22 protein-coding genes are annotated in these 25,758 nt (G+C 38.8%); 6 read left to right on the top strand and 16 right to left on the bottom strand.

The window, feature by feature from the left end; translation table 11 throughout:
• Window positions 1-4: 4 nt before the first annotated feature.
• The 4 genes from O3643_RS00965 to uvrB are packed head-to-tail and all read right to left on the bottom strand — an operon-like array spanning window position 5 to window position 4,809.
• Entirely contained in the window at window positions 5-439 is a 435-nt protein-coding gene (locus O3643_RS00965) for a hypothetical protein (RefSeq protein WP_371499194.1), read from the bottom strand.
• 2 nt (window positions 440-441) lie between these two features.
• Window positions 442-942, bottom strand: a complete 501-nt coding sequence (locus tag O3643_RS00960; protein WP_371499192.1) for a hypothetical protein — start codon at window positions 940-942, stop codon at window positions 442-444.
• Between the two features lie 48 nt (window positions 943-990).
• Entirely contained in the window at window positions 991-2,802 is a 1,812-nt protein-coding gene (locus O3643_RS00955) for a DUF2971 domain-containing protein (protein ID WP_371499190.1), read from the bottom strand.
• A gap of 18 nt (window positions 2,803-2,820) precedes the next feature.
• Window positions 2,821-4,809, bottom strand: coding sequence for an excinuclease ABC subunit UvrB (gene uvrB / locus O3643_RS00950; RefSeq protein ID WP_371499188.1), 1,989 nt, complete (start codon window positions 4,807-4,809; stop codon window positions 2,821-2,823).
• A gap of 179 nt (window positions 4,810-4,988) precedes the next feature.
• On the opposite strand from uvrB, the gene O3643_RS00945 reads away from it, so the two are divergent.
• The 3 genes from O3643_RS00945 (at window position 4,989) to zwf (ending at window position 8,811) form a co-directional block, all read left to right on the top strand.
• Entirely contained in the window at window positions 4,989-6,434 is a 1,446-nt protein-coding gene (locus tag O3643_RS00945) for an amino acid ABC transporter substrate-binding protein/permease (RefSeq protein ID WP_371499186.1), read from the top strand.
• On the top strand, window positions 6,434-7,174 hold the full coding sequence (locus tag O3643_RS00940; RefSeq protein WP_049494477.1) for an amino acid ABC transporter ATP-binding protein: 741 nt from the start codon (window positions 6,434-6,436) through the stop codon (window positions 7,172-7,174). The genes O3643_RS00945 and O3643_RS00940 overlap by 1 nt, the downstream gene beginning before the upstream one ends.
• Before the next feature lie 149 nt (window positions 7,175-7,323).
• Window positions 7,324-8,811, top strand: coding sequence for a glucose-6-phosphate dehydrogenase (gene zwf / locus O3643_RS00935; protein ID WP_371499184.1), 1,488 nt, complete (start codon window positions 7,324-7,326; stop codon window positions 8,809-8,811).
• Window positions 8,812-8,849: 38 nt separating this feature from the next.
• On the opposite strand, the gene ftsY is transcribed toward zwf, so the two are convergent.
• From ftsY to rnc, 6 genes are all read right to left on the bottom strand, one after another.
• Window positions 8,850-10,208, bottom strand: a complete 1,359-nt coding sequence (gene ftsY / locus O3643_RS00930) for a signal recognition particle-docking protein FtsY (protein ID WP_371499182.1) — start codon at window positions 10,206-10,208, stop codon at window positions 8,850-8,852.
• A 3-nt stretch (window positions 10,209-10,211) separates the two neighbouring features.
• The gene (locus O3643_RS00925; protein ID WP_371499180.1) at window positions 10,212-11,030 is read right to left on the bottom strand and encodes a Cof-type HAD-IIB family hydrolase; all 819 of its coding nucleotides are present in this window, start codon (window positions 11,028-11,030) and stop codon (window positions 10,212-10,214) included.
• Window positions 11,030-11,821, bottom strand: coding sequence for a Cof-type HAD-IIB family hydrolase (locus O3643_RS00920; protein WP_004252609.1), 792 nt, complete (start codon window positions 11,819-11,821; stop codon window positions 11,030-11,032). Before O3643_RS00920 ends, O3643_RS00925 begins: the two co-directional genes overlap by 1 nt.
• Window positions 11,822-11,971: 150 nt before the next feature.
• A complete protein-coding gene (locus O3643_RS00915; RefSeq protein WP_371499178.1) occupies window positions 11,972-12,631 on the bottom strand; it encodes a trimeric intracellular cation channel family protein in 660 nt (219 codons plus the stop codon).
• An 89-nt stretch (window positions 12,632-12,720) separates the two neighbouring features.
• Window positions 12,721-16,260: a chromosome segregation protein SMC gene (smc, locus tag O3643_RS00910; protein WP_371499176.1), complete on the bottom strand. Its 3,540-nt coding sequence runs from the start codon at window positions 16,258-16,260 to the stop codon at window positions 12,721-12,723.
• Window positions 16,251-16,949 carry a ribonuclease III gene (rnc, locus tag O3643_RS00905; protein ID WP_371499174.1) on the bottom strand — a complete coding sequence of 233 codons (699 nt, stop codon included), beginning with the start codon at window positions 16,947-16,949 and terminating at the stop codon, window positions 16,251-16,253. The genes smc and rnc overlap by 10 nt, the downstream gene beginning before the upstream one ends.
• Window positions 16,950-17,102: 153 nt before the next feature.
• Here rnc and O3643_RS00900 point away from each other — a divergent pair, with 153 nt between their 5' ends.
• Together O3643_RS00900 and ffh are read left to right on the top strand one after the other, a co-directional pair.
• Entirely contained in the window at window positions 17,103-17,435 is a 333-nt protein-coding gene (locus O3643_RS00900; protein ID WP_004252600.1) for a putative DNA-binding protein, read from the top strand.
• 11 nt (window positions 17,436-17,446) lie between these two features.
• Window positions 17,447-19,012, top strand: a complete 1,566-nt coding sequence (gene ffh / locus O3643_RS00895) for a signal recognition particle protein (protein WP_371499172.1) — start codon at window positions 17,447-17,449, stop codon at window positions 19,010-19,012.
• Window positions 19,013-19,035: 23 nt separating this feature from the next.
• On the opposite strand, the gene O3643_RS00890 is transcribed toward ffh, so the two are convergent.
• The 6 genes from O3643_RS00890 to O3643_RS00865 all read right to left on the bottom strand — a co-directional run bounded on the left by O3643_RS00890 (window position 19,036) and on the right by O3643_RS00865 (window position 24,122).
• Window positions 19,036-19,929, bottom strand: a complete 894-nt coding sequence (locus O3643_RS00890) for an RluA family pseudouridine synthase (protein WP_371499170.1) — start codon at window positions 19,927-19,929, stop codon at window positions 19,036-19,038.
• The gene (gene lspA / locus O3643_RS00885) at window positions 19,919-20,380 is read right to left on the bottom strand and encodes a signal peptidase II (RefSeq protein WP_247912151.1); all 462 of its coding nucleotides are present in this window, start codon (window positions 20,378-20,380) and stop codon (window positions 19,919-19,921) included. Before lspA ends, O3643_RS00890 begins: the two co-directional genes overlap by 11 nt.
• Window positions 20,377-21,285, bottom strand: coding sequence for a LysR family transcriptional regulator (locus tag O3643_RS00880; protein ID WP_247912149.1), 909 nt, complete (start codon window positions 21,283-21,285; stop codon window positions 20,377-20,379). The genes lspA and O3643_RS00880 overlap by 4 nt, the downstream gene beginning before the upstream one ends.
• Before the next feature lie 156 nt (window positions 21,286-21,441).
• The gene (gene sodA, locus O3643_RS00875) at window positions 21,442-22,047 is read right to left on the bottom strand and encodes a superoxide dismutase SodA (RefSeq protein WP_000974725.1); all 606 of its coding nucleotides are present in this window, start codon (window positions 22,045-22,047) and stop codon (window positions 21,442-21,444) included.
• A 69-nt stretch (window positions 22,048-22,116) separates the two neighbouring features.
• Entirely contained in the window at window positions 22,117-23,154 is a 1,038-nt protein-coding gene (gene holA, locus O3643_RS00870; protein WP_371499167.1) for a DNA polymerase III subunit delta, read from the bottom strand.
• A 32-nt stretch (window positions 23,155-23,186) separates the two neighbouring features.
• Window positions 23,187-24,122: a dihydroorotate oxidase gene (locus O3643_RS00865; protein WP_371499165.1), complete on the bottom strand. Its 936-nt coding sequence runs from the start codon at window positions 24,120-24,122 to the stop codon at window positions 23,187-23,189.
• Between the two features lie 228 nt (window positions 24,123-24,350).
• Between O3643_RS00865 and gdhA the strand changes: the two genes are divergently transcribed.
• Window positions 24,351-25,697 (top strand): NADP-specific glutamate dehydrogenase, encoded by a 1,347-nt coding sequence (gene gdhA, locus O3643_RS00860; protein WP_004252585.1) that lies wholly within the window; start codon window positions 24,351-24,353, stop codon window positions 25,695-25,697.
• Window positions 25,698-25,758: the final 61 nt, after the last annotated feature.

The raw sequence follows: 25,758 nt of genomic DNA, 5'->3' as shown, positions 1-25,758 counted from the left end.
ATCTTTAATTTTCTATCTTATACTTAACTTTAGATTTCATAATCAAAGGATTAACTAATTCATGATATTCATGAATTTCATGGAGTAAGGAACCTCTGATGATTCTGATTTCATTATTTTCTTTATTAACGTAGTAATCTAAATTGATAGGCATAGATGAATCTGGAACCATGGAGAAAAAGAAAAATATTACGAACCAGATTATGAGAGCAAAGAATCCGCTGAGAGCTTGAAAAATCAAATGATGCCATTGAAAGATTCTTGTTTTATAAAAGATGGTCCATGGATGGATAAATAAGGTTAAACAAAGACCAAAGAACCAGATATTCCACAAGACTGGCGTAAAAGCTATACCAAATAAACCTAGGACAAAATGAATTAGGGCAAATACCAAGAACAGTAGGTAAAGAATCCTAAATATAGTTAGATGTTTTCTCATAATTAACTCCTCTTATTTTCAATAAATTTCATAAACAAAATCGTTAAAGCAGCTACAGTAAAAAAGACTAGATAGGTTGCTATAGGAAACCAAATATAGCGGTGATCTAGGCATAAGAGAGAAGGTAAAATCCCTTTACTGTTTTTTCCGCTAATTCCAATAAAGAGATGGACTATTAAACCGATACTATTAAGATAAATAAATAAATCTGCAAATCTTTTTATTGTCATCCTTGCCCCAGACAAGTCTAGGAACCAATAGTCAAATAATCGATATACCAGACAAAAAAGATTTATATATAGCGGAAAACTATAGTTGATATCTCTGTATGGCGAAGGAATAGGGAGACATTCAAAAATTAGATTCAAACTTAGTCCTATCGCTAGGATAAGACCGAGGATCAAGAAGAATCCTAAAAATTTATGAGAATCTAGCCAAGAATTGATCTTTTCTAAACTGGATAAATCTTTTTTTCTACTAGTTTTTATTTTACTCTTGTTCATTGTTATACCAAAAAGTAGAATCACTCGTCTTTCATAAATATTTTTTAATTAACGATAAGGAATCTTCGAACTTTCTATCTTTATATCAGGATTAGCAAGTTTGAGATAAGGAGCAATATAGTCTGCATCCGTAACCTTTGGACCTAGGATAACCTTCGAATATTTTAAAGGAGCCAGATTGATGTATACAAATAAATCATATCTGCCATTGTCTTTCGAGCTTAACACAATATACTTTCTAAAATCTTTATAGTTAACTTTATCAAAAACTTCTAACCCAATTTCTTCTTTCTTAAAGTACTTCTCATTTGATGAATCATTAGCATCTCTTTTAATAATATTTTGTATAGCTGTATCATCTAAATTAATTAAAATACGATACTCCATTTCATACTCATAGTCTTTAACTTTGAAAAGGTAAGAAATCTTCTTCAATTTCTCAGCAAAACTTATCAATTCTTTTTCAGCTTCCAGGTCTTGCAATTTTTCAAATAGCTGTTTTAAATCATCAAGAGATTTACCAACATCTGTTTCATCTTTATTCTCTGACAATAAATCTAAATAATGAACTTTAACAAACTCTATCGATTTATGAGCAACTATATCTTCAAGATAAGACAGATCATATTCAAGAAATGCTCCCTGAGATGAATCTGCATATTCCTTCCACATTGGTAAACTATCAGATACCGTGGTTAGAGAAGATATAAAAACATTGGAAGTTTGATATTGTTTGAAAAACGTATTATCTATACCCAAATAATCATATATTACTCTTCCTTCCATCGGGTCATTTAACTGTTTTAGATTAGTAAGTCGTAAAAATGGAGGGTGAATTTCAGAATTATTTTCATTTTTCCAGTCTGCTTTTATAAGAAAATTTGTTAAAGTATCAATCTTAGTATAATGTCCAAAGGAACCTATTTCTTTCAACTCTTTTGCATCAACAGTCAATTTAGAACGAATATAGTATATAATCTTGTCCGCTTGTTCTAAAAGTTGTTCAGCATCAAATGCTGAGATAGATTCTGGATCACTTTTCTCATTTAAATAATCGTTATCATATTTCTCAATTATCTTAATAGCTTGATTTCGGATGATATCCGAATCATTTTCTTCTTCTATCTTTCGAACAACATCAATCGAATTTTTAATTACGTCATCAAAGTGTCTTGATACAAAATCCAAGTATTTCTCAACATAATTAGATTGAGGGTTATTGAAATAATATTTATTAATTTTTTCGAGATGTTCATTTTTAAAAACAGATACCATCTCATCTAATTCAAAATACCAATAGTCAATTCTCTCAAAATCAATATCTTGGAATATAAAACTTATAAATGATTCTAATTCCCTCTTAAAATAGATTCTTCTTTCTTCTGGTAAACTATTTTGTCTAAATAGTTGAACAAAAACTGAAAATATGTCCGAAATACTGTATTCTACATGCTCTAGATTTTCTTTTAATATTAAATCAAGGATTTTAAAGAAATAACTATCATTTTCAAACAGTTTAGAATATTCTTCATATCTTTCGATTTCAAATAAATAATAATAAAGAGAATCTAAATACCTAGAGCATACACGCCAACTATATACTTGTGAATTATTTGATAGTATTTTATTTATGGATTCTAAAATCTTCTTTTGGATAATTTTATCAATATTCTCTTCAAAATCTCTAAAAATATAAAGAACAGGTTCAACATATTTCAATTGTTCTTCTTTGGATAACTCTAAATATTGATTAGTAAAGTTTTCAAGTTCGTATTTCAGTTTATTTTCGTCCAACGAGTCAAAATGATTCTTTAATTCAGATTCACTAAATTCACCTGTAAAATAATTTAACTTTTCCATTATATCTCCTTCAAAAACCTATCCAAGCGCCTTGACTTCCAACATCATATCACGGATTTGAGCTGCGAGTTCAAAGTCAAGCACTTCGACGGCTTCTTGCATTTGTTTTTCCAGTTTCTTTACCAGTTCTTTACGTTCTTGTTTATTGAGGCTATTGATATCGACTTCCTTGTCTTCTTCCTTGGCAACTGCCTTGGTTACAGAGATTAAGTCACGGATTTCTTTCTTAATCGTTTGTGGCACGATACCGTGTTCTTCATTATAAGCCATCTGGATTTTACGACGGCGAGCCGTTTCATCGATGGCTTTTTGCATAGACTGCGTCATCGTGTCCGCATACATGATGACATGCCCCTCGCTATTACGGGCAGCACGACCAATGGTCTGGATCAGGCCACGTTCGTTACGAAGGAAACCTTCCTTATCCGCATCGAGAATAGCAACTAGACTTACCTCTGGAACGTCAATCCCTTCACGAAGGAGGTTAATCCCTACCAAGACATCAAAGACTCCTAAACGCAGGTCACGGATAATCTCTGTTCGCTCCAGAGTCTTGATATCTGAGTGCATGTATTTGACCTTGATGCCCATTTCTTTGAAGTAGTCAGTCAAGTCTTCAGCCATTTTCTTGGTCAAGGTTGTAATAAAGGTCCGTTCGTTCTTTTCAACACGGGCATTGATCTCACCTAGGAGGTCATCAATCTGTCCCATAGTTGGACGGACTTCCACTTCTGGATCCAAAAGACCAGTCGGACGAATGATTTGTTCAATCACGGTATCAGTCTGTTCGTGTTCATAATCACCAGGTGTCGCTGACACATAGACAATTTGGTGAACATGACTTTCAAACTCTTCACGACGAAGAGGACGATTATCCAAGGCAGATGGCAAACGGAAACCGTAATTAACCAACATTTCCTTACGTGAACGATCTCCATTATACATGCCCTTGATCTGTCCCATAGTCATGTGGCTCTCATCAATCATAATCAAAAAATCATCTGGGAAGAAATCAAGAAGGGTGTACGGTGGCTCTCCTTCGCTTCGTCCATCCATGTGGCGTGAGTAGTTTTCAACCCCGTTTGTATAACCCATCTCACGCAGCATCTCGATATCGTATTCTGTTCGCTGTTTCAAACGTTGAGCTTCAAGGAGTTTACCTTCCTTCTCAAAGATAGCTAACTGCTCCTCCAACTCAGCCTCAATCTTAGCAATAGCTACTTCCATATGGTCATCATTAGTCACAAAGTGAGTCGCTGGGAAAATCGCCAAATGATCCACTTCGCCCAGAACTTGACCAGTTAGAGCTTCGACTTCACGGATACGGTCAATCTCATCCCCGAAAAACTCTACACGAAAGGCATGCTCGTCACGAGAGGCTGGAAAAATCTCCACCACATCCCCACGTACACGAAATCTTCCACGCTGAAAATCAATGTCATTGCGTTCAAACTGTATATCCACCAAATCATTGAGCAGTTTATCGCGAGATATCTCAAGACCCGGACGCAAACTTACCACACTGTCAGCGTATTCCTTCGGAGAACCCAATCCATAGATACAAGAAACAGATGCTACAATGATAACATCATTACGCTCCAAGAGAGCTGAAGTTGCTGAGTGACGAAGTTTGTCAATCTCATCATTGACCGAACTGTCTTTTTCTATATAAGTATCGCTTGAAGGCACATAGGCTTCTGGCTGGTAATAATCATAGTAAGATACAAAATACTCAACAGCATTTTCAGGTAAAAATTCCTTAAACTCCCCATAGAGCTGTCCTGCCAGAGTTTTATTGTGGGCGATGACTAGCGTTGGTTTATTGACTTGGGCAATGACTTGACTCATAGTGTAGGTCTTACCTGTACCAGTGGCCCCCATCAAGATTTGAGCCTTTTCTCCACCCTCGATATTATCTACTAACTGTTCAATAGCTTGCGGTTGATCCCCAGAAGGTTGGTATTTAGATACCAGTTTAAATTTGTTGTCTGTAATTCGATTTATCATAATGGCCTCATACACATTTTCTATCCTTCTATTTTACCATAAAAAGGTAATAGTTTCTGTTTCTCAACAGACCACCTCGCCTTATTATATGTTATATATTCTAACATCAAAATATAAAATATTTGCCGGATTCAATTTTTTCTGCTATAATTTGAAAATACCCTGAAAGGAGACATCACATGAAGAAAAAAATTCTAGCCTGTTTGCTTATTTTATTTCCTATTTTTTCATTAGGACTAGTAAAAGCTGACACAGAAAAAACCAAGTATGTTATCGCCAGTGACTCATCTTTTGCGCCATTTGTTTTCCAGGACTCAAGCAATCAATACACTGGTATCGATATGGATCTAATCAAGGCAATCGCTGAAGACCAAGGTTTTGAAATCGAGATTACCAATCCAGGTTTTGATGCTGCTATTAACGCAGTCCAATCTGGACAAGCAGACGGTATCATTGCAGGTATGTCAGTAACTGATGCTCGTAAAGAAACTTTTGATTTCTCTGATTCTTACTATACAGCAAATACTATTCTTGGTGTTAAAGAATCAAGTACCATTTCTTCTTATGAAGATTTGAACGGTAAGACTGTAGGTGTGAAAAATGGTACTGCTTCACAAACCTTCCTAACAGAGAATCAAAGCAAGTACGGTTACAAGATCAAAACTTTTTCAGATGCTGCATCTATGTATGATAGCTTAAACACTGGTTCAATTGATGCTGTTATGGACGACGAACCTGTTATTAAATACTCTATTAGTCAAGGACAAAAGTTAAAAACACCAATCGCAGGTACACCAATCGGTGAAACTGCCTTTGCTGTTAAAAAAGGAAGCAATCCAGAATTGCTAGAGAAATTCAACAAAGGGCTTGCAAACCTTAAGGCAAATGGAGAATTCCAAAAAATCCTTGATAAGTATCTAGCTAGCGATTCTACTACTACAAGTTCAACCGCTGATGAAACAACTATCTGGGGCTTGTTGAAAAACAACTACAAACAACTTCTCAGCGGACTTGGAATTACCCTCTCATTAGCACTGATTTCATTTGTAATTGCGATTTTCATCGGAATTATCTTTGGTATTTTTAGTGTCAGCCCTTATAAATCACTCCGTTTGATTTCAGAGATTTTCGTTGACGTTATCCGTGGTATTCCACTCATGATTCTCGCAGCCTTCATTTTCTGGGGAATTCCTAACTTTATCGAATCCCTCACAGGTCAACAAAGTCCAATCAACGACTTTGTCGCTGGTACTATCGCTCTTTCCCTAAACTCAGCTGCCTACATTGCTGAAATTGTTCGTGGTGGTATCCAGGCAGTTCCTGTTGGACAAATGGAAGCCAGTCGAAGCCTTGGTATTTCATATGGAAAAACCATGCGTAAGATTGTCTTGCCACAAGCAACCAAGCTCATGCTTCCAAACTTTGTCAACCAATTTGTTATCGCTCTTAAAGATACAACAATCGTATCTGCAATCGGTTTGGTAGAACTCTTCCAGACTGGTAAGATTATCATTGCTCGTAACTATCAAAGTTTCAAAATGTATGCAATTCTCGCAGTCTTCTACCTTGTGATTATCACTCTTCTAACTAGATTAGCGAAACGCTTAGAAAAGAGGATTCAATAATGGCAAAATTAAAAATTGACGTTCATAACTTACATAAACAATATGGTAAAAACAAAGTCCTTAAAGGAATTTCAGCGAAATTCTATGAAGGAGATGTTGTTTGTATCATTGGACCTTCTGGTTCAGGTAAGTCAACTTTCTTGCGTAGCTTAAACCTCCTCGAAGAAGGAACAAAAGGAAGCATCACAGTTAATGGCTATGATTTGACGGATAAATCTACCAACGTAGACCATGTTCGTGAAAATATTGGAATGGTGTTCCAGCACTTCAATCTCTTTCCACATATGACCGTATTGGAAAATATCACTTTCGCTCCTGTAGAACATAAGTTAATGACTAAGGCTGAAGCTGAAAAATTGGGTATGGAACTCCTCGAAAAAGTTGGGCTTGCTGACAAGGCCAATGCCAATCCTGAAAGTCTATCCGGTGGTCAAAAACAACGTGTGGCTATCGCTCGCGGTTTGGCTATGAATCCAGATATCATGCTCTTTGACGAACCAACTTCTGCCCTTGACCCTGAGATGGTCGGCGACGTTCTGAATGTTATGAAAGAGTTGGCTGAACAAGGCATGACCATGATCATCGTAACCCATGAAATGGGATTTGCCCGTAAGGTTGCCAATCGAGTTATCTTTACAGCAGACGGTGAATTCCTAGAAGATGGTACACCTGATCAAATCTTTGACAACCCACAACACCCTCGTCTAAAAGAATTTTTGGACAAGGTCCTCAACGCTTAAAAAAACTGCAAGGTAAACCTTGCAGTTTTTTTCTCACTTGTATTGGAATTTTGGATTTTTTAGAAAATTATGATAAAATAAAGGGTATGAAAATGGGGATTCCTCATGCCTAGGATATCTAGGAAAGTAAATAGAAATTAGGTAGCTGGATGTCATCTAAAGTTATTGTTACAATTTTTGGTGCTAGTGGAGATTTGGCTAAACGCAAACTCTACCCTTCACTCTTTAGACTTTATAAATCAGGTAATCTTTCTGATCATTTTGCTGTTATTGGAACTGCTCGTAGACCTTGGAGTAAGGAATATTTCGAATCTGTTGTTGTCGAATCAATTTTAGACTTGGCAGATAGCGCAGAAGAGGCTCAAGCTTTTGCTAGTCATTTTTACTATCAAAGTCACGATGTTAATGACACTGAGCACTATATCGAATTGCGCAAGCTTCAGGCTGAGTTAAATGAAAAGTATCAAACTGAACACAACAAGCTCTTCTTCCTCTCAATGGCACCACAATTCTTCGGTACCATCGCCAAACACCTCAAGTCTGAGCAAATCGTTGACGGTAAGGGCTTTGAACGTTTGATTGTTGAGAAACCTTTCGGTACGGATTATGAAACTGCAAGCAAACTAAACGAAGAGCTTCTAGCTACTTTTAACGAAGAGCAAATCTATCGTATCGACCATTATCTTGGTAAAGAGATGATTCAGAGTATCTTTGCCATTCGTTTTGCCAATATGATCTTTGAAAATGTTTGGAATCGGGAACATATTGATAATGTGCAAATTACCTTTGCAGAACGTCTAGGTGTTGAAGAGCGTGGTGGCTACTATGATGAGTCTGGTGCCCTTCGAGACATGGTACAAAACCACACACTTCAGCTTCTGTCACTCCTTGCTATGGACAAGCCTGCAAGCTTTACAAAGGATGACATTCGCGCAGAGAAAATCAAGGTCTTCAAGAACCTTTACCACCCTACAGATGAGGAACTTAAAGAGCACTTCATCCGTGGCCAATACCGTTCTGGTAAAGTTGATGGAATGAAGTACATTTCTTACCGTAGCGAACCAAATGTCAACCCAGAATCAATGACAGAAACCTTTGCTTCAGGTGCCTTCTTTGTTGAGAGTGACCGTTTCCGTGATGTACCTTTCTTCTTCCGTACAGGTAAACGAATGACTGAAAAGGGAACGCATGTCAATATCGTCTTTAAGCAAATGGATTCAATTTTTGGAGAGCCTCTAGCACCAAATATTTTGACCATCTATATCCAACCAACAGAAGGTTTCTCTCTCAGCCTTAACGGTAAAGAAGTTGGAGAAGAGTTCAAACTTGCACATAATTCGCTTGACTACAGAACTGATGCTACAGCTACAGGTGCTTCACCAGACCCATATGAAAAACTGATTTATGATGTTTTAAACAATAACTCAACTAACTTTAGCCACTGGGATGAAGTGAGTGCATCATGGAAATTGATTGACCGTATCGAAAAGTTGTGGGCTGAAAACGGTGCTCCACTTCATGACTACAAGGCTGGTAGCATGGGACCACAAGCCAGCTTTGATCTACTTGAAAAATACGGAGCCAAATGGACATGGCAACCAGATACCGCCTATCGTAAAGATGGTCGTTTAGAATAATCAAAAACATCCTGCAAGAATTCTTGCAGGATTTTCTTTTATATCAAACCTTCTAGAAGGCCCTTCATAAAGTTTTCAGAGTTAAACTCACCGATATCATCGATTTTTTCACCAAAACCAATTAGCTTAACAGGGATATTGAGTTCCTCACGGATAGCAAGAACAACCCCACCTCGAGCAGTTCCATCAATCTTGGTTAAGACAATCCCTGTAACTGGAGTAATTTTTGAGAATTCTTTAGCTTGTACAAGAGCATTTTGCCCAGTTGACGCATCAAGAGCTAGGAACGTTTCATGAGGCGCTTCTGGCACTACGCGTTTGATGATACGACCAATCTTTTCCAATTCTGCCATTAAGTTTTCTTTATTTTGCAGACGGCCAGCTGTATCAATCATAAGAATGTCAATACCTTCTGCTACTGCTCGTTCCATCCCATCAAAGACAACGCTGGCTGGATCAGCTTTTTCAGGACCTGTTACGACAGGAACATCTACACGGCGACCCCACTCAGCTAACTGGGCAACTGCACCAGCACGGAAGGTATCAGCAGCAACTAGCATAACTTTTTTACCAGCTTGTTTGTATCGATTAGCTAATTTACCAATTGAAGTTGTTTTCCCGACCCCATTAACTCCAACAAAAAGCATAACCGTTAATCCATCTTGGAAGTTAATATTTTCATTATAAATGCCGTCCTTTTCATATAGCTCCACCAATTTTTCGATGATAACACGACGAAGGGCATCTGGTTTCTTAGCATTCTCAAGCTTGGCTTCATAACGCAATTCTTCCGTAAGATTTGAAGCCACCTGCACACCAACGTCACTCATGATGAGCAGTTCTTCAAGTTCTTCAAAAAAATCTTCATCGACTGATCGGAAATTTGCAAAGAAAGCATTCAAACGGGCACCGAATCCTGTACGAGTTTTCTTAAGACTACGGTCATATTTTTCTTGTTCAGTCTCTTGGACTTGAGGAGCCTCTTCGATTGCTTGGTTTGCTTCCTCTTCTTCAAAAAACTCTGTTTCTGCTTCGTCTGATTGAGGCTGAACAATTTCTTCCTCGTCACTATCATTTGAAGTTGCTTCTTCAACATGAGTAGATTCCTCTTGAAGACTATCTGCCTCTTGGACTTGATTTAACTCTTCTTGAGAAACCTCAACTTCGTCAACTGATTCGACAATAGTTTCTTCGTCAACCTCTGCTTCAATTAATCCTTCATCATTTTCTTCGGCTACGACAGTCCCATCTTGCTCTTTGACTTCGATATTTTCGGATTCTAGCGTCTCAGTTTGCTCGCTATCATCCGATAAATCAATATTTTCTAGAGCCTCTTTGACAACATCTTCAATTTTAGGTTCTTCTATTTTTCCAAATAAACGGTCAAATAATCCCATTCTTTAGTTCTCCTTCAGTACATATTTTTCGATTGCCCAGGCGACAGCTTCTTCGTCATTAGTCATTGGTGTTACCACATTTGCCACAGCCTTAACTGCTGGCACAGCATTTTGCATAGCGACACCGAGACCGGCCCACTCAATCATAGAAAGGTCATTAGCCTCATCTCCGCAGGCCATAACCTGACTTTGGTCAATTCCCAGGTGTTCAATTAGTTTAGATAATCCTGTCGCCTTATGAACATTCTTTGGTGACCATTCTAGCAAGAGTTCACGTGATTTAAAAATTTCATATTGATCGTATAATTCTGGTGAAATCTTTTGAATAGCCGCATCCAAAGGTTCCTGAGGAAAGGCAGTCACACATTTATTGTATGTTAGCTGACTAGACAAATCTTCAAAAGCAGTTGGAACAAAAGTTAGAGCCGGGTTAAACTGAGCATATAAACTTTCTTGGTCAGACTGAATCTGGTAAACTATTCCTTCTGAAATTGCATCTAAGGGGATTCCTAGTTTTTCAGTTTCTTCATAAATACGTGTCACATCATCAATTGAAAAGACTGTCTTATCAAGAATCTCACCTGTATTTTTCTGAACCAATCCACCGTTGAATGTGATAGTATATTCGTCATCGTGACCATCTGTTCCAAGCTCTTTAAGGAAGAAATCCATGGCCTTGAGAGGACGTCCAGTTGTTAGGACTACCTTGACCCCTTGTTCACGCGCAGCCTTTAAAGTTGCCTTGGTACGATCAGTTAATTTCTTGTCTGTCGTCAGCAAGGTTCCATCCAAGTCTAGGGCAATTAATTTAATATCTGCCATTATAACCCCTCCATATAAGCGATAACTGATTGGTCCTTATGGTGACCGATAACTGTTTCGGCAAGTTCCAAAATCTCTGGGCGAGCATTTTCAGGTGCGACCGGGTGCCCTACAACTTGCATCATGTGAAGATCATTGAGATTGTCACCGAAGGCCATCACTTGATCCATATTCAGATTTAACTTCTTAGCCAATTCGACAATCGCAACTCCCTTGTCCACATAATCAAGGACAATGTCGATAGATTCAAATCCTGTCGTCATAGCCTTAACACCAGGAACATGTTCATTAACCCAAGCTTCGCCAGCTTCAACTGTCTCCTCTGTAAAGTTCGTTGTGAATTTGAAAATCTCATCGGTGATATCTTCAAGACTAGCTACTTTTTGAATATTCTCATTGTAATGATGACTAAACATGAGATAAGTTTCATCTACAGTATCTAAAACATAACAAGCTTTCTTACCAGTCAAGAGCATCTTCTTTTCATCGAAATAAGGTGAAGTCTTTAGCTTTTCAAAAGTTGATAGGTAAAAATCTCTAGGCATGGTCGCTTCATAGAGGTCTTGTCCATGAAAACGAACCAGACTCCCATTTTCGGCAATAAAAATAATCTCATCTTTGACATCCGAAAAATGCTTTTCAAGCGACAAAAGACCGCGGCCAGATGCTACAGCAAAGTAAATCCCTTTTTCTTTATAAGAATGGAGAAGCTTTTTTAACCGCTCCATATCAAATTGGCCAGCTTCATCCAAAAAAGTCCCGTCCATATCAGTTGCGACTAGTTTAATCATAAATACTTCTATTCTCCAGTTGTAAATCTATCTTCTATTATACCATAGAAAAAGTAAATAGCGCCTAATCCATACGAGATTAGACGCTTGATTAAACTTGTAATTTATAAAATATTTATCAATCGAGTGATTGAACTTTCCTACCATCAATCAATTCCAAGTCTTTTTGTCCATATTTGGCAAAGAGAGCTTAAACTTAATAATACAGAGTCGAATCACAAAACCGACAATTGAGAGAATGATAAAAGCAGTGATTCTTGGAAAGTGAAGGACAAAGGCCAACCAGTAATAAATAACGCCAATTACAAAAGATAAAAGGGCATAGATGTCCTCTTTTAGAACACTTGGGACTTCATTAATCAAGAGATCTCGGATGATACCTCCGCCAGCACCTGTTAAACAGGCCAAAATCCCTGCAGACATCAAGTTCAATTTACTATCAGCTAAAGCTGTAGCCCCGATTAGAGAGAAGATAATCAATCCAATCGAATCAAAGATGAGATAGGTTTCTCTCAGCCACTTATAGAATTTTTTTTCTTGACTAGCATTGGCTTGTTTAGATGTCACAAAGGCATACATAATTACAGCTACTAGAATAGAGACATAAATCGGGCTAGGATCTGCTAGAGAAGCAGGAAATCGACTGATAATAGAATCTCTTAAAATACCTCCGCCTACTGCTGTTACAATTGCCAATAAACTAATTCCAAAAATATCTAAACGTTTACCAAATCCTTTGATGGCTCCTGACGCCGCAAAGGCTATAGTCCCAATATAATTACAAATCATTAGGAATAGGTCAAAATCCATGTAAGCTCCTCAATTTATTTTTGTAACCTTTCTGACTTCTTGAAGGTCATTCTACCTGCTCTAGCTTGAAATGTTATATTGAAAACAAACTAAGCATCCATATTTTCTAAATCTTTTAGTTTAACAGAGACAATCTTAGAAACACCAGATTCTTGCATAGTTACTCCATAAATAGAGTCTGCTGCTGCCATAGTTCCCTTACGGTGGGTAACAACGATAAACTGGCTATCCTTGTCAAATCGGTTAAGATAATCTCCAAAGCGTTTAACATTAGCTTCATCAAGTGCAGCCTCTACTTCATCCAAAATAACAAATGGAATGGTCTTGACACGAATGATTGAGAAGAGCAAAGCAAGAGCTGACAAGGCCTTCTCTCCACCACTCATGAGGTTGAGAGATTGGATTTTCTTACCTGGCGGTTGAACAGAGATTTCAACACCCGCTGTCAATAAATCTCCCTCGGTCAGGATTAGGTCCGCTTGACCACCACCAAACATCTGCTTAAAGGTCACTTTGAAGGATTCACGAATAGCTTCAAAGGTTGATTTAAATCGTTCCTTCACTTCATCGTTCATCTCTGTAATAGTTTCAAGAAGAAGATTTTTGGCAGAAAGAATGTCATCACGTTGACTATTTAAGAATTCCAAGCGTTCGTGAACTTCGTCAAATTGTTCAATAGCATCCAAATTGACTGGACCAAGTGAACGAATAGATTTTTCTAAGTCCTTGACCTCTTGTTCAGCGACAGCCAAATCTTCTAACGGATTGGCTTGTTCTAAAGCTTCCGTATAACTAATCTGGTATTCTTCAGTCAGTTGACCTTGAAGATAGCGAAGGCGGTCCGTAATCTTCTCTTTAGTCGCTTCCGCTCGTGTTTGTTTACGAATCCATTCCTCATTTTGCTGACGAGCTTGTTCTAAATGACTAGCAATATCATCCAATTGACCTTCAATATCATCCAGTTCAAACTGCTTACGAATGAGTCCTTGTTGAATTTCTTCCTTCTGACTCTTGGCTTCTGCTTCCTGCTTGGCCAAAAGTTCTGTATCAACCTTTTCAAGATTGTCTACCTTTTCTTGCAAAAGACGTTCAATCTCTTCTTGCTCCATATCAAGGTATTCAAGCTCTTTGTTAATCCGTTCAATATCCGCAACTTCGTAACGTTTTCGCCCTATCATTTCTGTTTTGATCAGACGTTCTTGGGACAGTTTTTCCTGCAAGCTTTGATAACGTTCCTGAATCACATTTTTATTGGACTTGATTTCTTCAATCTCAGACTCCAGCTTTTGCTTTTCAGTTGAAATATCTGCAAGACGTTCTTGGCATTTTTCTTTTTCAGTTTGCCAATCTCCACCTCTGAGATTGTTTAATTCTTTTTTCTGAAGTTCTAAAAGCGTTTCGAGTTCTTCGACTTGTTGGCAAGTTTGTTGATAAGCTAGGTACAAACCTTGTTCCTGAATACGAGCTTGCTCTCCTTGGGATTTAATGGTCTCCAAAGTTTGACTGAGGACTGTCAAGCCTTCTTGAACAGATTTCAGATTTTCTTCCTCTTGACGAAGAAGTTTTTCTTCTTGAGCAATTTCCTTTTGTAACTGCTCCAATTCAGGCTTGATGAAAATACTGTTATTTTGACGATTAGCACCACCAGCATAAGAACCACCTGTTCGCAATTCTGTACCATCAAGAGTTACCATCCGAACTTGATAGCGCACTTTACGAGCTGCATCACGCGCATGCTCTACCGTATCAAAAATTGCTGTTGTAGCTAGCAAGTTTTTAAAAATAGCTTCATGCTTGGCATCAAAGGTAACCAATTCATCTGCCATTCCAAGAAAACCTGGACTTGAGGCAATCACATCTTGGTTCTGACTAGAAATGCTACGAGCCTTAATGGTTGTCAAAGGTAGGAAAGTCGCACGACCAGCTCGGTTTCGCTTAAGGAAATCGATAGCCTTAGTCGCAGCCTCTTCATCTTCAACGATGATATGTTGGCTACTTGCCCCGAGGGCAATTTCAAGAGCTGTTTGATAACGAACATCAAAAGTTAAATGTTCACTGACCGCTCCGACAATACCGCCCAGGCGATTTTTTTCTTGTAGAACACTCTTAACACCCGCATAGAAATTACTATGGTTTTTAAGAATATTTTCCAAACTTTGCGCCTTAGCCTGCTTGTTCTTCAGACTATCCAAACGGTCAAAAAGTTGACTTTGCTGACTTTGATAAGTCTGCTTTTGTTCTTCTTCCTGTTTAGCATGCGTCTGATAGTCAGCAAGCAAGGTCTGTACTTTTTCTTTTGCTGATTTAAGAGCAGTTTCCTGCTCACTAGCCTTAGATTTAGCAGAAGCTAATTGTTCCTTCAAGGACTCCAATTGTTCTTCTTGCTTTTGAGTCTGTTGGCGACTATTTTCAAGATCATTTTCAATCCGTGTCAACTGGTTAGAGACATCCGCTTCTTCCTGCAAGAAAGCAACAAAGCGCTCACGCAGTTGCTCAATCATCTGATCAGGATCATCAGAAAATGCTACTAACTCAGCTTCTAAACGATTGAGCTCCTTAGTATTGACTGCTAGATTTTCTTCTAACTGGCTGAGATTCGCTTCTTTTCCTTCCTTCTCTTGAAGAAGAGCATTTCTCTTTTCATCCAAACTAGCTAAACGAGCTTGAGCCTCTTGTTGATTGAGAGCAACCTGCTCTGTCTCCAGTTTAGACAAGGCCAATTTCCGTTCTAAATCACTGATTAGAGCAGTCAAATCCATCAAACTCGTTTGATCTTTAGCCATCTCTGCTTGTAAATCTTGTCTCTGCTTCTTGAGAGATTGATTTTCAAGTTCTAGTGACTCGCGTTTTTGATAATAACTAGTCAACAGTTCTTGAACTTGGTTTAATTCTTCTTCTGTTAGATCCAATTCAGCCTTATTGGCTTGAATTTGTGCAACTAAAACATCTAAGTAGATGCCTTTACGCTGACTGTCCAAGTCTATAAATTTACGAGCTGTTGCTGCTTGCTTTTCTAAGGGCTTGATTTGATTGTCTAACTCATAGATGATATCTTCCAAGCGGTCTAAATTATCTTGAGTTTGTTGCAGTTTACTTTCCGTCTCTTTACGACGAGTTTTATATTTTAAAACTCCCGCCGCTTCTTCAAAGATAGCACGACGTTCCTCAGGTTTGGAGTTAAAGATTTCTTCGACCTTCCCTTGGGAAATGATGGAGAAGGAATCGCGCCCAAGTCCGGTATCTAAGAAAAGATCATGAATATCACGAAGACGGACTTTTTTCCCATCAATCTTGTATTCACTATCCCCAGTACGATAGATATGACGCTCCACCTTGATTTCCTGTCCTGCATCCTTGATGAAACCGTCCTGATTATCTAGAGTAACGACTACAGAAGCATAGTTTAATGGCTTTCTACTTTCTGTTCCTGCAAAGATAACATCAGGCATCTTCCCACCACGAAGACTTTTGACACTGGATTCCCCAAGAGCCCAGCGTAAACTTTCTGTGATGTTAGATTTTCCAGAACCATTAGGTCCTACAACTGCTGTTACTCCTTGGTCAAAAACAACCTTGGTCTTATCAGCAAAGGACTTAAACCCCTGAATCTCAATTTCTTTTAAATACATGAATCCAGTCCTTCCTCAACTGCATTTTTAGCGGCTTCTTGTTCGGCCAATTTTTTAGATCGTCCTTGACCCTTACCTAAACTTTGACCCTCGACAAGGACTTCAACCTCAAACATCTTATCGTGGGCAGGTCCGATCTCTGAAATGACCTGATAACGAATATCAACATCGCCATTGACTTGGAGTAATTCTTGGAGGTGAGTCTTGTAGTCTTTAATCATCTCAAAATCACCAGCCTCAACCTTCGGTATCATGACCTGGTAGATAAACTCTTTTACCGTAAGTAGATCCTTATCTAAAAGCAGGGCACCCAAAAAGGCTTCGAAAGCATCTCCCAAGATGGTATCTCGATTACGGCCACCAGATTTTTCCTCTCCCTTTCCTAGCTTGATAAACTGGTCAAACTGGCAGTCACGGGCAAAACCAGCCAAACTCTCTTCACGTACAATCATGGCACGGAGTTTAGACAGGTCACCTTCTGGTTTTTTAGGATATTTTTTGTACAGATATTCTGAAATCAATAATTGCAGAACAGCGTCTCCTAAAAATTCCAAGCGTTCATTGTGTGAAATTTTTAAGAGGCGGTGCTCATTGGCGTAACTAGTGTGAGTAAAAGCTGTTTCAAGTAACTGTTTATCTGAAAAAACAAGCCCAAAACGTTGCTCTAACACGGTTTCTAATTCTTTCATAAGAACCTCTTTCTAAAACATTATAATACACTCCATTATACCAAAAAATAGAATCTTAGTCAGAAAATAACAGTTAAAAGTCCTTTTTCTGACTTGTGTTTAAAATCAATCCATTACTAGCAGTTCAAGCTATTTTTTGGTATAATAAATCTTATGGAAATTGAAAAAACCAATCGAATGAATGCTCTGTTTGAATTTTATGCAGCCCTTTTGACTGATAAACAAATGAACTATATCGAACTCTATTATGCAGATGACTATAGTTTAGCTGAAATTGCTGAAGAATTTGGTGTTAGTCGTCAGGCTGTTTATGATAATATCAAACGAACAGAAAAGATACTGGAAGACTATGAGATGAAGCTTCATATGTACTCTGACTACATTGTCCGCAGTCAAATTTTTGATCAAATCATTGAGCGCTATCCAGAAGATGCTTTTCTCCAAGAGCAAGTTGAGATTTTAACAAGTATTGACAATAGAGAATAAGAGGAATAAATATGGCATTTGAAAATTTAACAGAACGTTTGCAGAACGTCTTTAAAAATCTACGTAAAAAAGGAAAAATCACAGAGAGTGATATCCAAGAAGCAACCAAGGAAATTCGTCTGGCTCTTTTAGAAGCCGACGTTGCTTTGCCTGTAGTTAAGGATTTTATCAAAAAAATTCGTGAACGCGCGGTCGGGCATGAAGTCATTGATACCCTCAATCCAGCTCAACAAATCATCAAGATTGTTAATGAGGAGTTGACGGAAGTTCTTGGTTCAGACACAGCTGAGATTATCAAGTCCCCAAAAATCCCGACCATTATCATGATGGTAGGTTTGCAAGGTGCTGGTAAAACAACCTTTGCTGGAAAATTAGCTAACAAACTTAAAAAGGAAGAGGATGCTCGTCCTCTGATGATTGCGGCCGACATCTATCGTCCTGCGGCTATCGACCAGCTCAAAACTCTTGGACAACAAATTGATGTTCCTGTCTTTGCTCTTGGAACTGAAGTTCCTGCAGTGGAGATTGTTCGCCAAGGTTTGGAGCAAGCTAAAGCCAACCATAACGACTATGTCTTGATCGATACTGCTGGTCGTTTGCAAATTGACGAGCTTCTCATGAATGAGCTTCGTGATGTTAAAGCTCTTGCTCAACCAAATGAAATCCTTCTCGTCATCGATGCCATGATTGGTCAAGAAGCTGCTAACGTTGCGCGAGAATTTAACGCTCAATTAGAAGTTACCGGTGTCATCCTTACCAAGATTGACGGGGATACTCGTGGTGGTGCGGCCCTTTCTGTTCGTCATATCACAGGAAAACCAATCAAATTCACTGGTACTGGTGAAAAGATTACTGATATTGAAACCTTCCACCCTGACCGTATGGCCAGCCGTATTCTCGGTATGGGAGATATGCTGACTCTGATTGAGAAAGCTTCCCAAGAATACGATGAGCAAAAAGCCCTTGAAATGGCTGAAAAGATGCGGGAAAACACCTTTGATTTCAACGATTTCATCGATCAGTTGGATCAGGTGCAAAATATGGGGCCAATGGAAGATTTGCTCAAGATGATTCCTGGTATGGCCAACAATCCTGCCCTTCAAAATATGAAGGTGGATGAAAAACAAATTGCTCGCAAACGTGCCATCGTCTCATCTATGACTCCTGAAGAACGTGAAAATCCAGATTTGCTCACTCCAGGCCGTCGTCGTCGTATTGCAGCTGGTTCTGGTAATACCTTTATCGATGTCAACAAGTTCATCAAAGACTTTAACCAAGCCAAACAACTCATGCAAGGTGTCATGTCAGGTGATATGAACAAGATGATGAAGCAAATGGGTATTAACCCTAACAACCTTCCTAAAAACATGCCTGGTGGCATGGATATGTCAGCCCTTGAAGGTATGATGGGGCAAGGTGGTATGCCGGATATGTCTGCTCTTGGAGGAGCCGGAATGCCTGATATGAGCCAGATGCTCGGTGGAGGTCTCAAGGGTAAAATCGGTGAATTTGCCATGAAACAATCCATGAAACGTATGGCCAATAAAATGAAAAAAGCTAAGAAAAAACGCAAATAAAAGGGACTCGTTTGAGTCCTTTTTTATTGTTCTTTTCTAAGTTTCTCCAAGGTTTGCTTGAATATTTCTGGAATATCTGAAGTAAATTCCAGCGTTTCACCCGTTCTTGGATGGGTAAATCCTAGCGTTTTGGCATGGAGAAATTGCCCATGTCCCTTTAGGGTTTTACGGGGGCCATAGACCTCATCACCAGCTACAGGATGGCCGATATAAGCCATGTGTACACGGATCTGATGGGTCCGTCCTGTTTCCAGTTGTAATTCCAGTAAGGTATAATCACCAAAGCGTTCTAATACTTGGAAACGTGTCACTGCTGGTTTTCCTTTAGCAGTCACGGCCTGTTTCTTACGGTCTTTCTCGCTACGACCAATCGGCGCCTCAATGACACCACGGTCATTTGGGAGATTACCGTGAACAATAGCCCAATACTTACGAAGTGATTTCTTATCCTTCAATTCTTGAGCTAGTGCGATGTGCGCTTCATCATTTTTAGCAATCATCAAGAGACCTGAAGTATCCTTATCAATACGATGGACAATCCCTGGACGCAATACACCATTAATGCCTGATAGGTCCTTGATATGATACATAAGGGCATTAACCAAGGTACCAGATGTGTGCCCAGCACTTGGATGAACGACCATCCCTTGAGGTTTATTGACTACTGCTACATCCTCATCTTGATAAATAATTTCTAAAGGAATGTCTTCAGCTACATACTCCAAAACCTCTGGTTCGGGAACTTGATAGGTGATGACATCCCCATCTTGGACCGTATACTTGGCTTTCTTGACCTGGCCGTTGACTAAGACTTGACCTGACTTGATTTGTTCATTGGCGAGACTACGAGACAATTCTGTCAAATCTGACAAAGCCTTATCTAAACGTACCCCGCCTCTTTCAATTTTAATTTCCATTCATTTCCTCTTTTAGCATTGCAAGCAATAACACAACGACCCCTACTGTCAGATAACTATCAGCCACATTAAAAATGGCAAAATTGATAAAGTCTAAGTGAAACATATCCACGACAAATCCTTGGCTAATGCGATCAATGAAGTTTCCCAGACCACCTGCAATAATCAGAACCAATCCAAAGACTGTCCAGATGGAATCCTCTATATGCTTATGTAAATACCAGATAGCTCCTACCATGACCACTAAAGTAATCACCGCAAAAAACCACTGTTGATCTTGAAGCATAGAAAAAGCTGCCCCCCTATTTTGCAGATAGGTTAAACTAACTAGATTTGGGATCCATGATTTGATTTCACCAAGAGCAATATTCTGAACGACATAAGCCTTTACCAATTGATCTAATACAATCAAGGCTGCTATAATCCCTGCTACTATTCCTCTTTTTTTCATGCTTTCCTCTTCTGATCAAAATACTCTTGCATGACCTCTACAAATAAAGTCCCTGCTTGACTCAAGTCTACTTCTTCACGTTTCACATAAACCATGCGATTATTGAGATTATCATTTAGTGGAATAACGGTGATTCCGTTGACGCTATCGCTATCTAAGAACCCAGAACCAGTCGCATAAGCATTTGTTCTTTCAAGAATCCCATTTAAGGTAGCACGGTCAGTTACATTAAACATTTGAGAGCTAGCACTGGTATCCACAAAGTTTTCTGAGTAATAGAGATATTCATCCTTCTCCTGTGTGAATCGAACTGTTGGTAAATCTGCCAAATCCTCCATAACCAACTCTTTTTTCTTGGCTAAAGGATGTCCTTCACGCAGATAGATATGCGTCTGGAAAGAGATCAACTCAATCACTTCAAGGCCTAATTTTTCAACCCGTTGCATGATACCCTTTTGGTTTTGATTGTTAAGGTAAATAATCCCAATCTCACTATGACCTTGGGCTACTTCATCCAAAATCTGAACAGTTGTAGATTCAAAAATACGGAAATTTTTATAGTCTGGATACCTTTGAGAAAAAGTTGTGATAGTCGGTGGCAAGAAATCATAGTGCTGGCTGGCTATTGAAAACTCATCCTTCTCCTCTTCAGGATTAGCATACTGATTTTGAAATACATCAAACCCTTTTACTAACTCTTGTGCCTTTTCATAAAATTCCATTCCTCGGCGAGTAAGAAAGGTACCCGAACTAGTTCTGCGGAAAATCTTGAATCCTAGCTCTTTCTCCAGATCTCTTACAGAAATAGATAGACTGGGTTGGCTAACGTACATTTTCTCAGCCGCTTCACGAAAAGTACCACTATTTGCAATAGCAACAACGTAGCGTAATTGTTGAATATTCATGATTTCTCCTTCGTTTTCTATCTTATCATTATACCATAAATAAAGCCTATCCAACAAAGGAAAATCATGAGACAGTTACTTCTAAAAAAGGAAACAAAAAAACACCTTTAAAGCTAGACCCAAAATCCAACTAAAAAGGGGTGTTATCAAATGCGATTATTTAGCTGCTGCGTAAAGCTCGTCTACTTTATTCCAGTTAATCACTGAGAAGAAAGCTTTGATGTAGTCAGGACGAACGTTGCGGTATTTCACGTAGTAGGCATGTTCCCAAACGTCCAAGCCCAAGATTGGTTTTTTACCTTCTGAGATTGGTGTATCTTGGTTTGCTGTTGAAGTCACTTCAAGTTTCCCTTCTTTGTTAACAACCAACCATGCCCATCCAGAACCGAAACGAGTAGTTGCTGCTGCAGTAAATGCTGCTTGGAATTCTTCGAATGAACCAAATGTTGCATCAATTGCTGCTGCAAGTTCTGCTGAAGGAGCAGTCTTTTCAGGGGTCATCAATTCCCAGAAAAGAGCATGGTTCAAGTGGCCACCACCATTATTGATAAGAGCTTGACGAATATCTGCAGGGATAGATTCAACATCTGCAAGCAATGCTTCAAGATCTTCACCGATTTCAGGGTGTTTTTCAAGAGCTGCATTTGCGTTATTTACATATGCTTGGTGATGTTTGTCATGGTGTAAATGCATTGTTTCAGCATCAATATATGGTTCCAAGGCGTCGTAAGCGTATGGAAGATCTGGTAAGATAATAGCCATCTGTAATACCTCTTTTTCTTTCTATATAAAAATGATAACGCAAACAACCTTTTTTTTCAAGTTATTTGCTCAATTTGACTGGCTGGCAATTTGCAATAAAGCCTTCTCAAACAAGTACCCTTTTTCGTAAACACCAGTCTTAATTTGGTAATCTGCTTGGATGAGATAACGAATAGAATCTTGTAGGAAATTCAGGGACAATCCTCGCGTGTCACGAAGGGCAAATTTGATTTGATAGGGATTCGGATTGCGACCAAGATAGTGACCTAAACTGCTGACCATCTGAGATTCTGTCTGACCAGACTCTTGCAAAATTTTTACCTGTGTATAGAGTCTGAACTGTCCCAACATGATGGCAATCAGTTTAATCTCATCTTCACCCTGTAGGGTCAAATCTTTAACTAAGTCTCGTGCTTGATCAATTTTCTTAGTTAATATTAATTGGGTCAAATCAAAAATATTATCCTGCAAAGTCTTTGGTATTGCTTCAACAATATCTTCTTCTGTTATCAGACCACTATCCTTATAAGACTGTAAGAAGAACAGGTTTTTCTGAATTTCACTGAATTGAAAACTAGATTTGATAAGCAACTGTTCAAAGGAATTTCCACCAAAAGTAAGTCCTTGTTCCTGAGCCCACTTTTGAAAATAGGCTCGCAACTCTTCCTCTTTAGGTTCAAGAGCCTCAAACACAGTTGCATCTCTCTTGAGTAATTTGACCAAACGTCTCTTGCTGTCTAACTTGCCTTCAGCAAAGATTACTAATTTACTTGAGGGTACAGGATTTTCCAGATAGTCTTCAAATGCCTTGAGCTCATCATCAGTTAGATAGCGTTTTTTAGCAGTTGTAATATCGAGAAAATGATCTAAAATAACAATTTTTTCATCCGCAAAGAAAGGAAGACTGACCAACTCTAGCTCCAAGCTTTGGTAGTCTACTTCTTTCATATCAAAATAAGCAAAATTCAAATCTGCAGGATCGTATCCGATTTGCTTTAGAACCTGAGTTTTCATGATGTCGTACTGTCCTTGATCAGCCCCTGTAAACAGGGTCAAACTAGGAAGGTTCGCTAAGGATAGCTTTCGACTTTCTTCTATGGCTAGCATTTATTCTCCTTTCTTTTTAATTTAGCTTCTGTTTAATCCATATAATTCAATTTTCCACGGAAATCCTCTAGGCTTTGGTATCCTTTTTCCGTCATAATTTCTTTGAGTTCCTTTGTAATACGATCAAAAGCACCTACACCTTCTTTATGAAGAGTAGTTCCTACTTGTACCATGCTGGCACCACATAGGATATGTTCAAAGGCATCACGCCCTGTGAGCACTCCACCAGTTCCGATGATTTGAATTTGAGGATTTAAGCGTTGATAAAAGGCATGGACATTGGCAAGGGCAGTTGGTTTAATGTATTCTCCACCAATTCCACCAAAGCCGTTCTTAGGTCGAATCACGACAGACTCATCTTCTATATAAAGACCATTTCCAATAGAGTTGACACAGTTGACGAATTTGAGTGGATATTTGTTGAAAATTTCTGCTGACTGGTCAAAGTGAACAATATCAAAATAAGGTGGAAGCTTAATTCCAAGAGGTTTTGTAAAGTAGGCAAAAACTTCTGACAAGATACGGTCTGTTGTTTCAAAATCATAGGCAATCTGAGGCTTACCTGGAACATTTGGGCATGAGAGATTGAGTTCAGTTAAACCACGGAAATCACTTTCTTGCACCTTTTTTAAGATAGTATGAGTTTCCTCTGGAGACATTCCAACTAAAGATAGGAAGAAGGTACGATTTGGTTCCTTTTCTTGCAATTCCAAAAGGTAGTTCAAGTAATAGTCTAAACCATTATTTGGCAACCCCATAGAGTTAATAGAACCAAGTGGAACATCTTGATAGCGTGGTTCAGGATTTCCCTGACGAAATTCCAAGGTTGCAGTCTTAGTGACAAAGGTTCCTGCTGCTGAATTTTTGACACCTTCCAATTCCTCAATTGTCATACAAGCAACACCTGCTGCATTCATCAAGCAATTATCAAACTCAAAACCAGCAATCTGTGTTTTCGTTGATACCATGATTCTATTCCTCCAAAATCCATTATTTCTTTATTATTATACCATACTTTGGCAGGAGCCTTTTAATAAAACTAACCCTATAAAAAGGTTTCTAATTCAACTAATAAAACTAGCTTATTCAAATTGAAAGAATTTTTAGAAAATTTATGTTTTTTTCTTTACACTGAAAATTTTTTCTGCTATAATGTCTCATGTAATAAAATATAACAACAAAAAAAGGAGAACGATATGACATCTGCTAAAGAATATATCCAAAGCGTGTTTGAAACTGTAAAAGCTCGTAACGGGCATGAGGCTGAATTTCTCCAGGCGGTTGAAGAATTCTTCAGTACTTTGGAACCTGTCTTTGAAAAACACCCCGAGTATATTGAAGAAAACATCTTGGCACGTATCACTGAACCTGAGCGCGTAATTTCTTTCCGTGTTCCTTGGGTTGACCGTGATGGAAAAGTTCAAGTTAACCGTGGTTACCGTGTTCAATTTAACTCTGCTGTTGGACCATATAAAGGCGGACTTCGTTTCCACCCAACTGTAAATCAAGGGATCTTGAAATTCCTCGGCTTCGAACAAATCTTTAAAAACGTTTTGACTGGACTTCCAATCGGTGGTGGTAAAGGTGGATCAGACTTCGATCCTAAAGGCAAAACTGATGCTGAAGTGATGCGCTTCTGCCAAAGCTTCATGACTGAATTGCAAAAATACATCGGACCATCTCTTGACGTACCTGCTGGTGATATCGGTGTCGGTGGACGTGAAATTGGTTACCTTTACGGACAATACAAACGCCTCAACCAATTTGATGCTGGTGTCTTGACTGGTAAACCTCTTGGATTTGGTGGTAGCCTGATTCGTCCAGAAGCAACTGGTTACGGTTTGGTTTACTACACTGAAGAAATGCTCAAAGCTAACGGAAACAGCTTTGCTGGTAAGAAAGTGGTGATTTCAGGTTCTGGTAACGTAGCTCAATACGCGCTTCAAAAAGCAACTGAACTTGGTGCTACAGTTATTTCTGTATCTGACTCAAATGGTTATGTCATTGATGAAAATGGTATCGACTTCGACCTTTTGTCAGATGTTAAAAACAACCGTCGTGCTCGCTTGACTGAGTATGCTGCAGAAAAACCAACTGCTACTTACTACGAAGGTTCTGTATGGACTTACACTGGTAACTACGATATCGCTCTTCCATGTGCGACTCAAAACGAGATCAACGGTGAAGCTGCGAAACGCTTGGTTGCTCAAGGCGTTATCTGTGTCTCTGAAGGAGCCAACATGCCTAGCGACCTTGAAGCTATCAAAGTCTACAAGGAAAACGGAATCCTTTATGGACCTGCCAAAGCTGCCAATGCTGGTGGTGTAGCTGTATCAGCGCTTGAAATGAGCCAAAACAGCCTTCGCCTTTCATGGACACGTGAAGAAGTTGACGGACGCTTGAAAGATATTATGACTAACATCTTCAACACAGCTAAAACAACTGCAGAAACATACGGTCTTGGTACTGACTACCTTGCAGGTGCAAATATTGCAGCCTTTGAAAACGTAGCAAATGCTATGATTGCCCAAGGTATCGTTTAAAATGAATATATGAAAACCCCAATCATTCCGACTGGGGTTTTTAGTTTCGCATTTAAGAGCT

It is taken from the genome of Streptococcus sp. 20925_1_44 (assembly GCF_041432435.1).
Lineage (GTDB): Bacteria > Bacillota > Bacilli > Lactobacillales > Streptococcaceae > Streptococcus > Streptococcus infantis.
The sequence above is the reverse complement of the archived record's forward strand: the minus strand, read 5'-3'. Positions and strand labels throughout refer to the sequence as shown.

Excerpts from the sequence above, each read along its gene's own strand:
- O3643_RS00965 (WP_371499194.1), bottom strand. The coding sequence starts at position 439 with ATGAGAAAACATCTAACTATATTTAGGATTCTTTACCTACTGTTCTTG.
- O3643_RS00960 (WP_371499192.1), bottom strand. The coding sequence starts at position 942 with ATGAACAAGAGTAAAATAAAAACTAGTAGAAAAAAAGATTTATCCAGT.
- O3643_RS00955 (WP_371499190.1), bottom strand. The coding sequence starts at position 2,802 with ATGGAAAAGTTAAATTATTTTACAGGTGAATTTAGTGAATCTGAATTA.
- uvrB (WP_371499188.1), bottom strand. The coding sequence starts at position 4,809 with ATGATAAATCGAATTACAGACAACAAATTTAAACTGGTATCTAAATAC.
- O3643_RS00945 (WP_371499186.1), top strand. The coding sequence starts at position 4,989 with ATGAAGAAAAAAATTCTAGCCTGTTTGCTTATTTTATTTCCTATTTTT.
- O3643_RS00940 (WP_049494477.1), top strand. The coding sequence starts at position 6,434 with ATGGCAAAATTAAAAATTGACGTTCATAACTTACATAAACAATATGGT.
- zwf (WP_371499184.1), top strand. The coding sequence starts at position 7,324 with ATGTCATCTAAAGTTATTGTTACAATTTTTGGTGCTAGTGGAGATTTG.
- ftsY (WP_371499182.1), bottom strand. The coding sequence starts at position 10,208 with ATGGGATTATTTGACCGTTTATTTGGAAAAATAGAAGAACCTAAAATT.
- O3643_RS00925 (WP_371499180.1), bottom strand. The coding sequence starts at position 11,030 with ATGGCAGATATTAAATTAATTGCCCTAGACTTGGATGGAACCTTGCTG.
- O3643_RS00920 (WP_004252609.1), bottom strand. The coding sequence starts at position 11,821 with ATGATTAAACTAGTCGCAACTGATATGGACGGGACTTTTTTGGATGAA.
- O3643_RS00915 (WP_371499178.1), bottom strand. The coding sequence starts at position 12,631 with ATGGATTTTGACCTATTCCTAATGATTTGTAATTATATTGGGACTATA.
- smc (WP_371499176.1), bottom strand. The coding sequence starts at position 16,260 with ATGTATTTAAAAGAAATTGAGATTCAGGGGTTTAAGTCCTTTGCTGAT.
- rnc (WP_371499174.1), bottom strand. The coding sequence starts at position 16,949 with ATGAAAGAATTAGAAACCGTGTTAGAGCAACGTTTTGGGCTTGTTTTT.
- O3643_RS00900 (WP_004252600.1), top strand. The coding sequence starts at position 17,103 with ATGGAAATTGAAAAAACCAATCGAATGAATGCTCTGTTTGAATTTTAT.
- ffh (WP_371499172.1), top strand. The coding sequence starts at position 17,447 with ATGGCATTTGAAAATTTAACAGAACGTTTGCAGAACGTCTTTAAAAAT.
- O3643_RS00890 (WP_371499170.1), bottom strand. The coding sequence starts at position 19,929 with ATGGAAATTAAAATTGAAAGAGGCGGGGTACGTTTAGATAAGGCTTTG.
- lspA (WP_247912151.1), bottom strand. The coding sequence starts at position 20,380 with ATGAAAAAAAGAGGAATAGTAGCAGGGATTATAGCAGCCTTGATTGTA.
- O3643_RS00880 (WP_247912149.1), bottom strand. The coding sequence starts at position 21,285 with ATGAATATTCAACAATTACGCTACGTTGTTGCTATTGCAAATAGTGGT.
- sodA (WP_000974725.1), bottom strand. The coding sequence starts at position 22,047 with ATGGCTATTATCTTACCAGATCTTCCATACGCTTACGACGCCTTGGAA.
- holA (WP_371499167.1), bottom strand. The coding sequence starts at position 23,154 with ATGCTAGCCATAGAAGAAAGTCGAAAGCTATCCTTAGCGAACCTTCCT.
- O3643_RS00865 (WP_371499165.1), bottom strand. The coding sequence starts at position 24,122 with ATGGTATCAACGAAAACACAGATTGCTGGTTTTGAGTTTGATAATTGC.
- gdhA (WP_004252585.1), top strand. The coding sequence starts at position 24,351 with ATGACATCTGCTAAAGAATATATCCAAAGCGTGTTTGAAACTGTAAAA.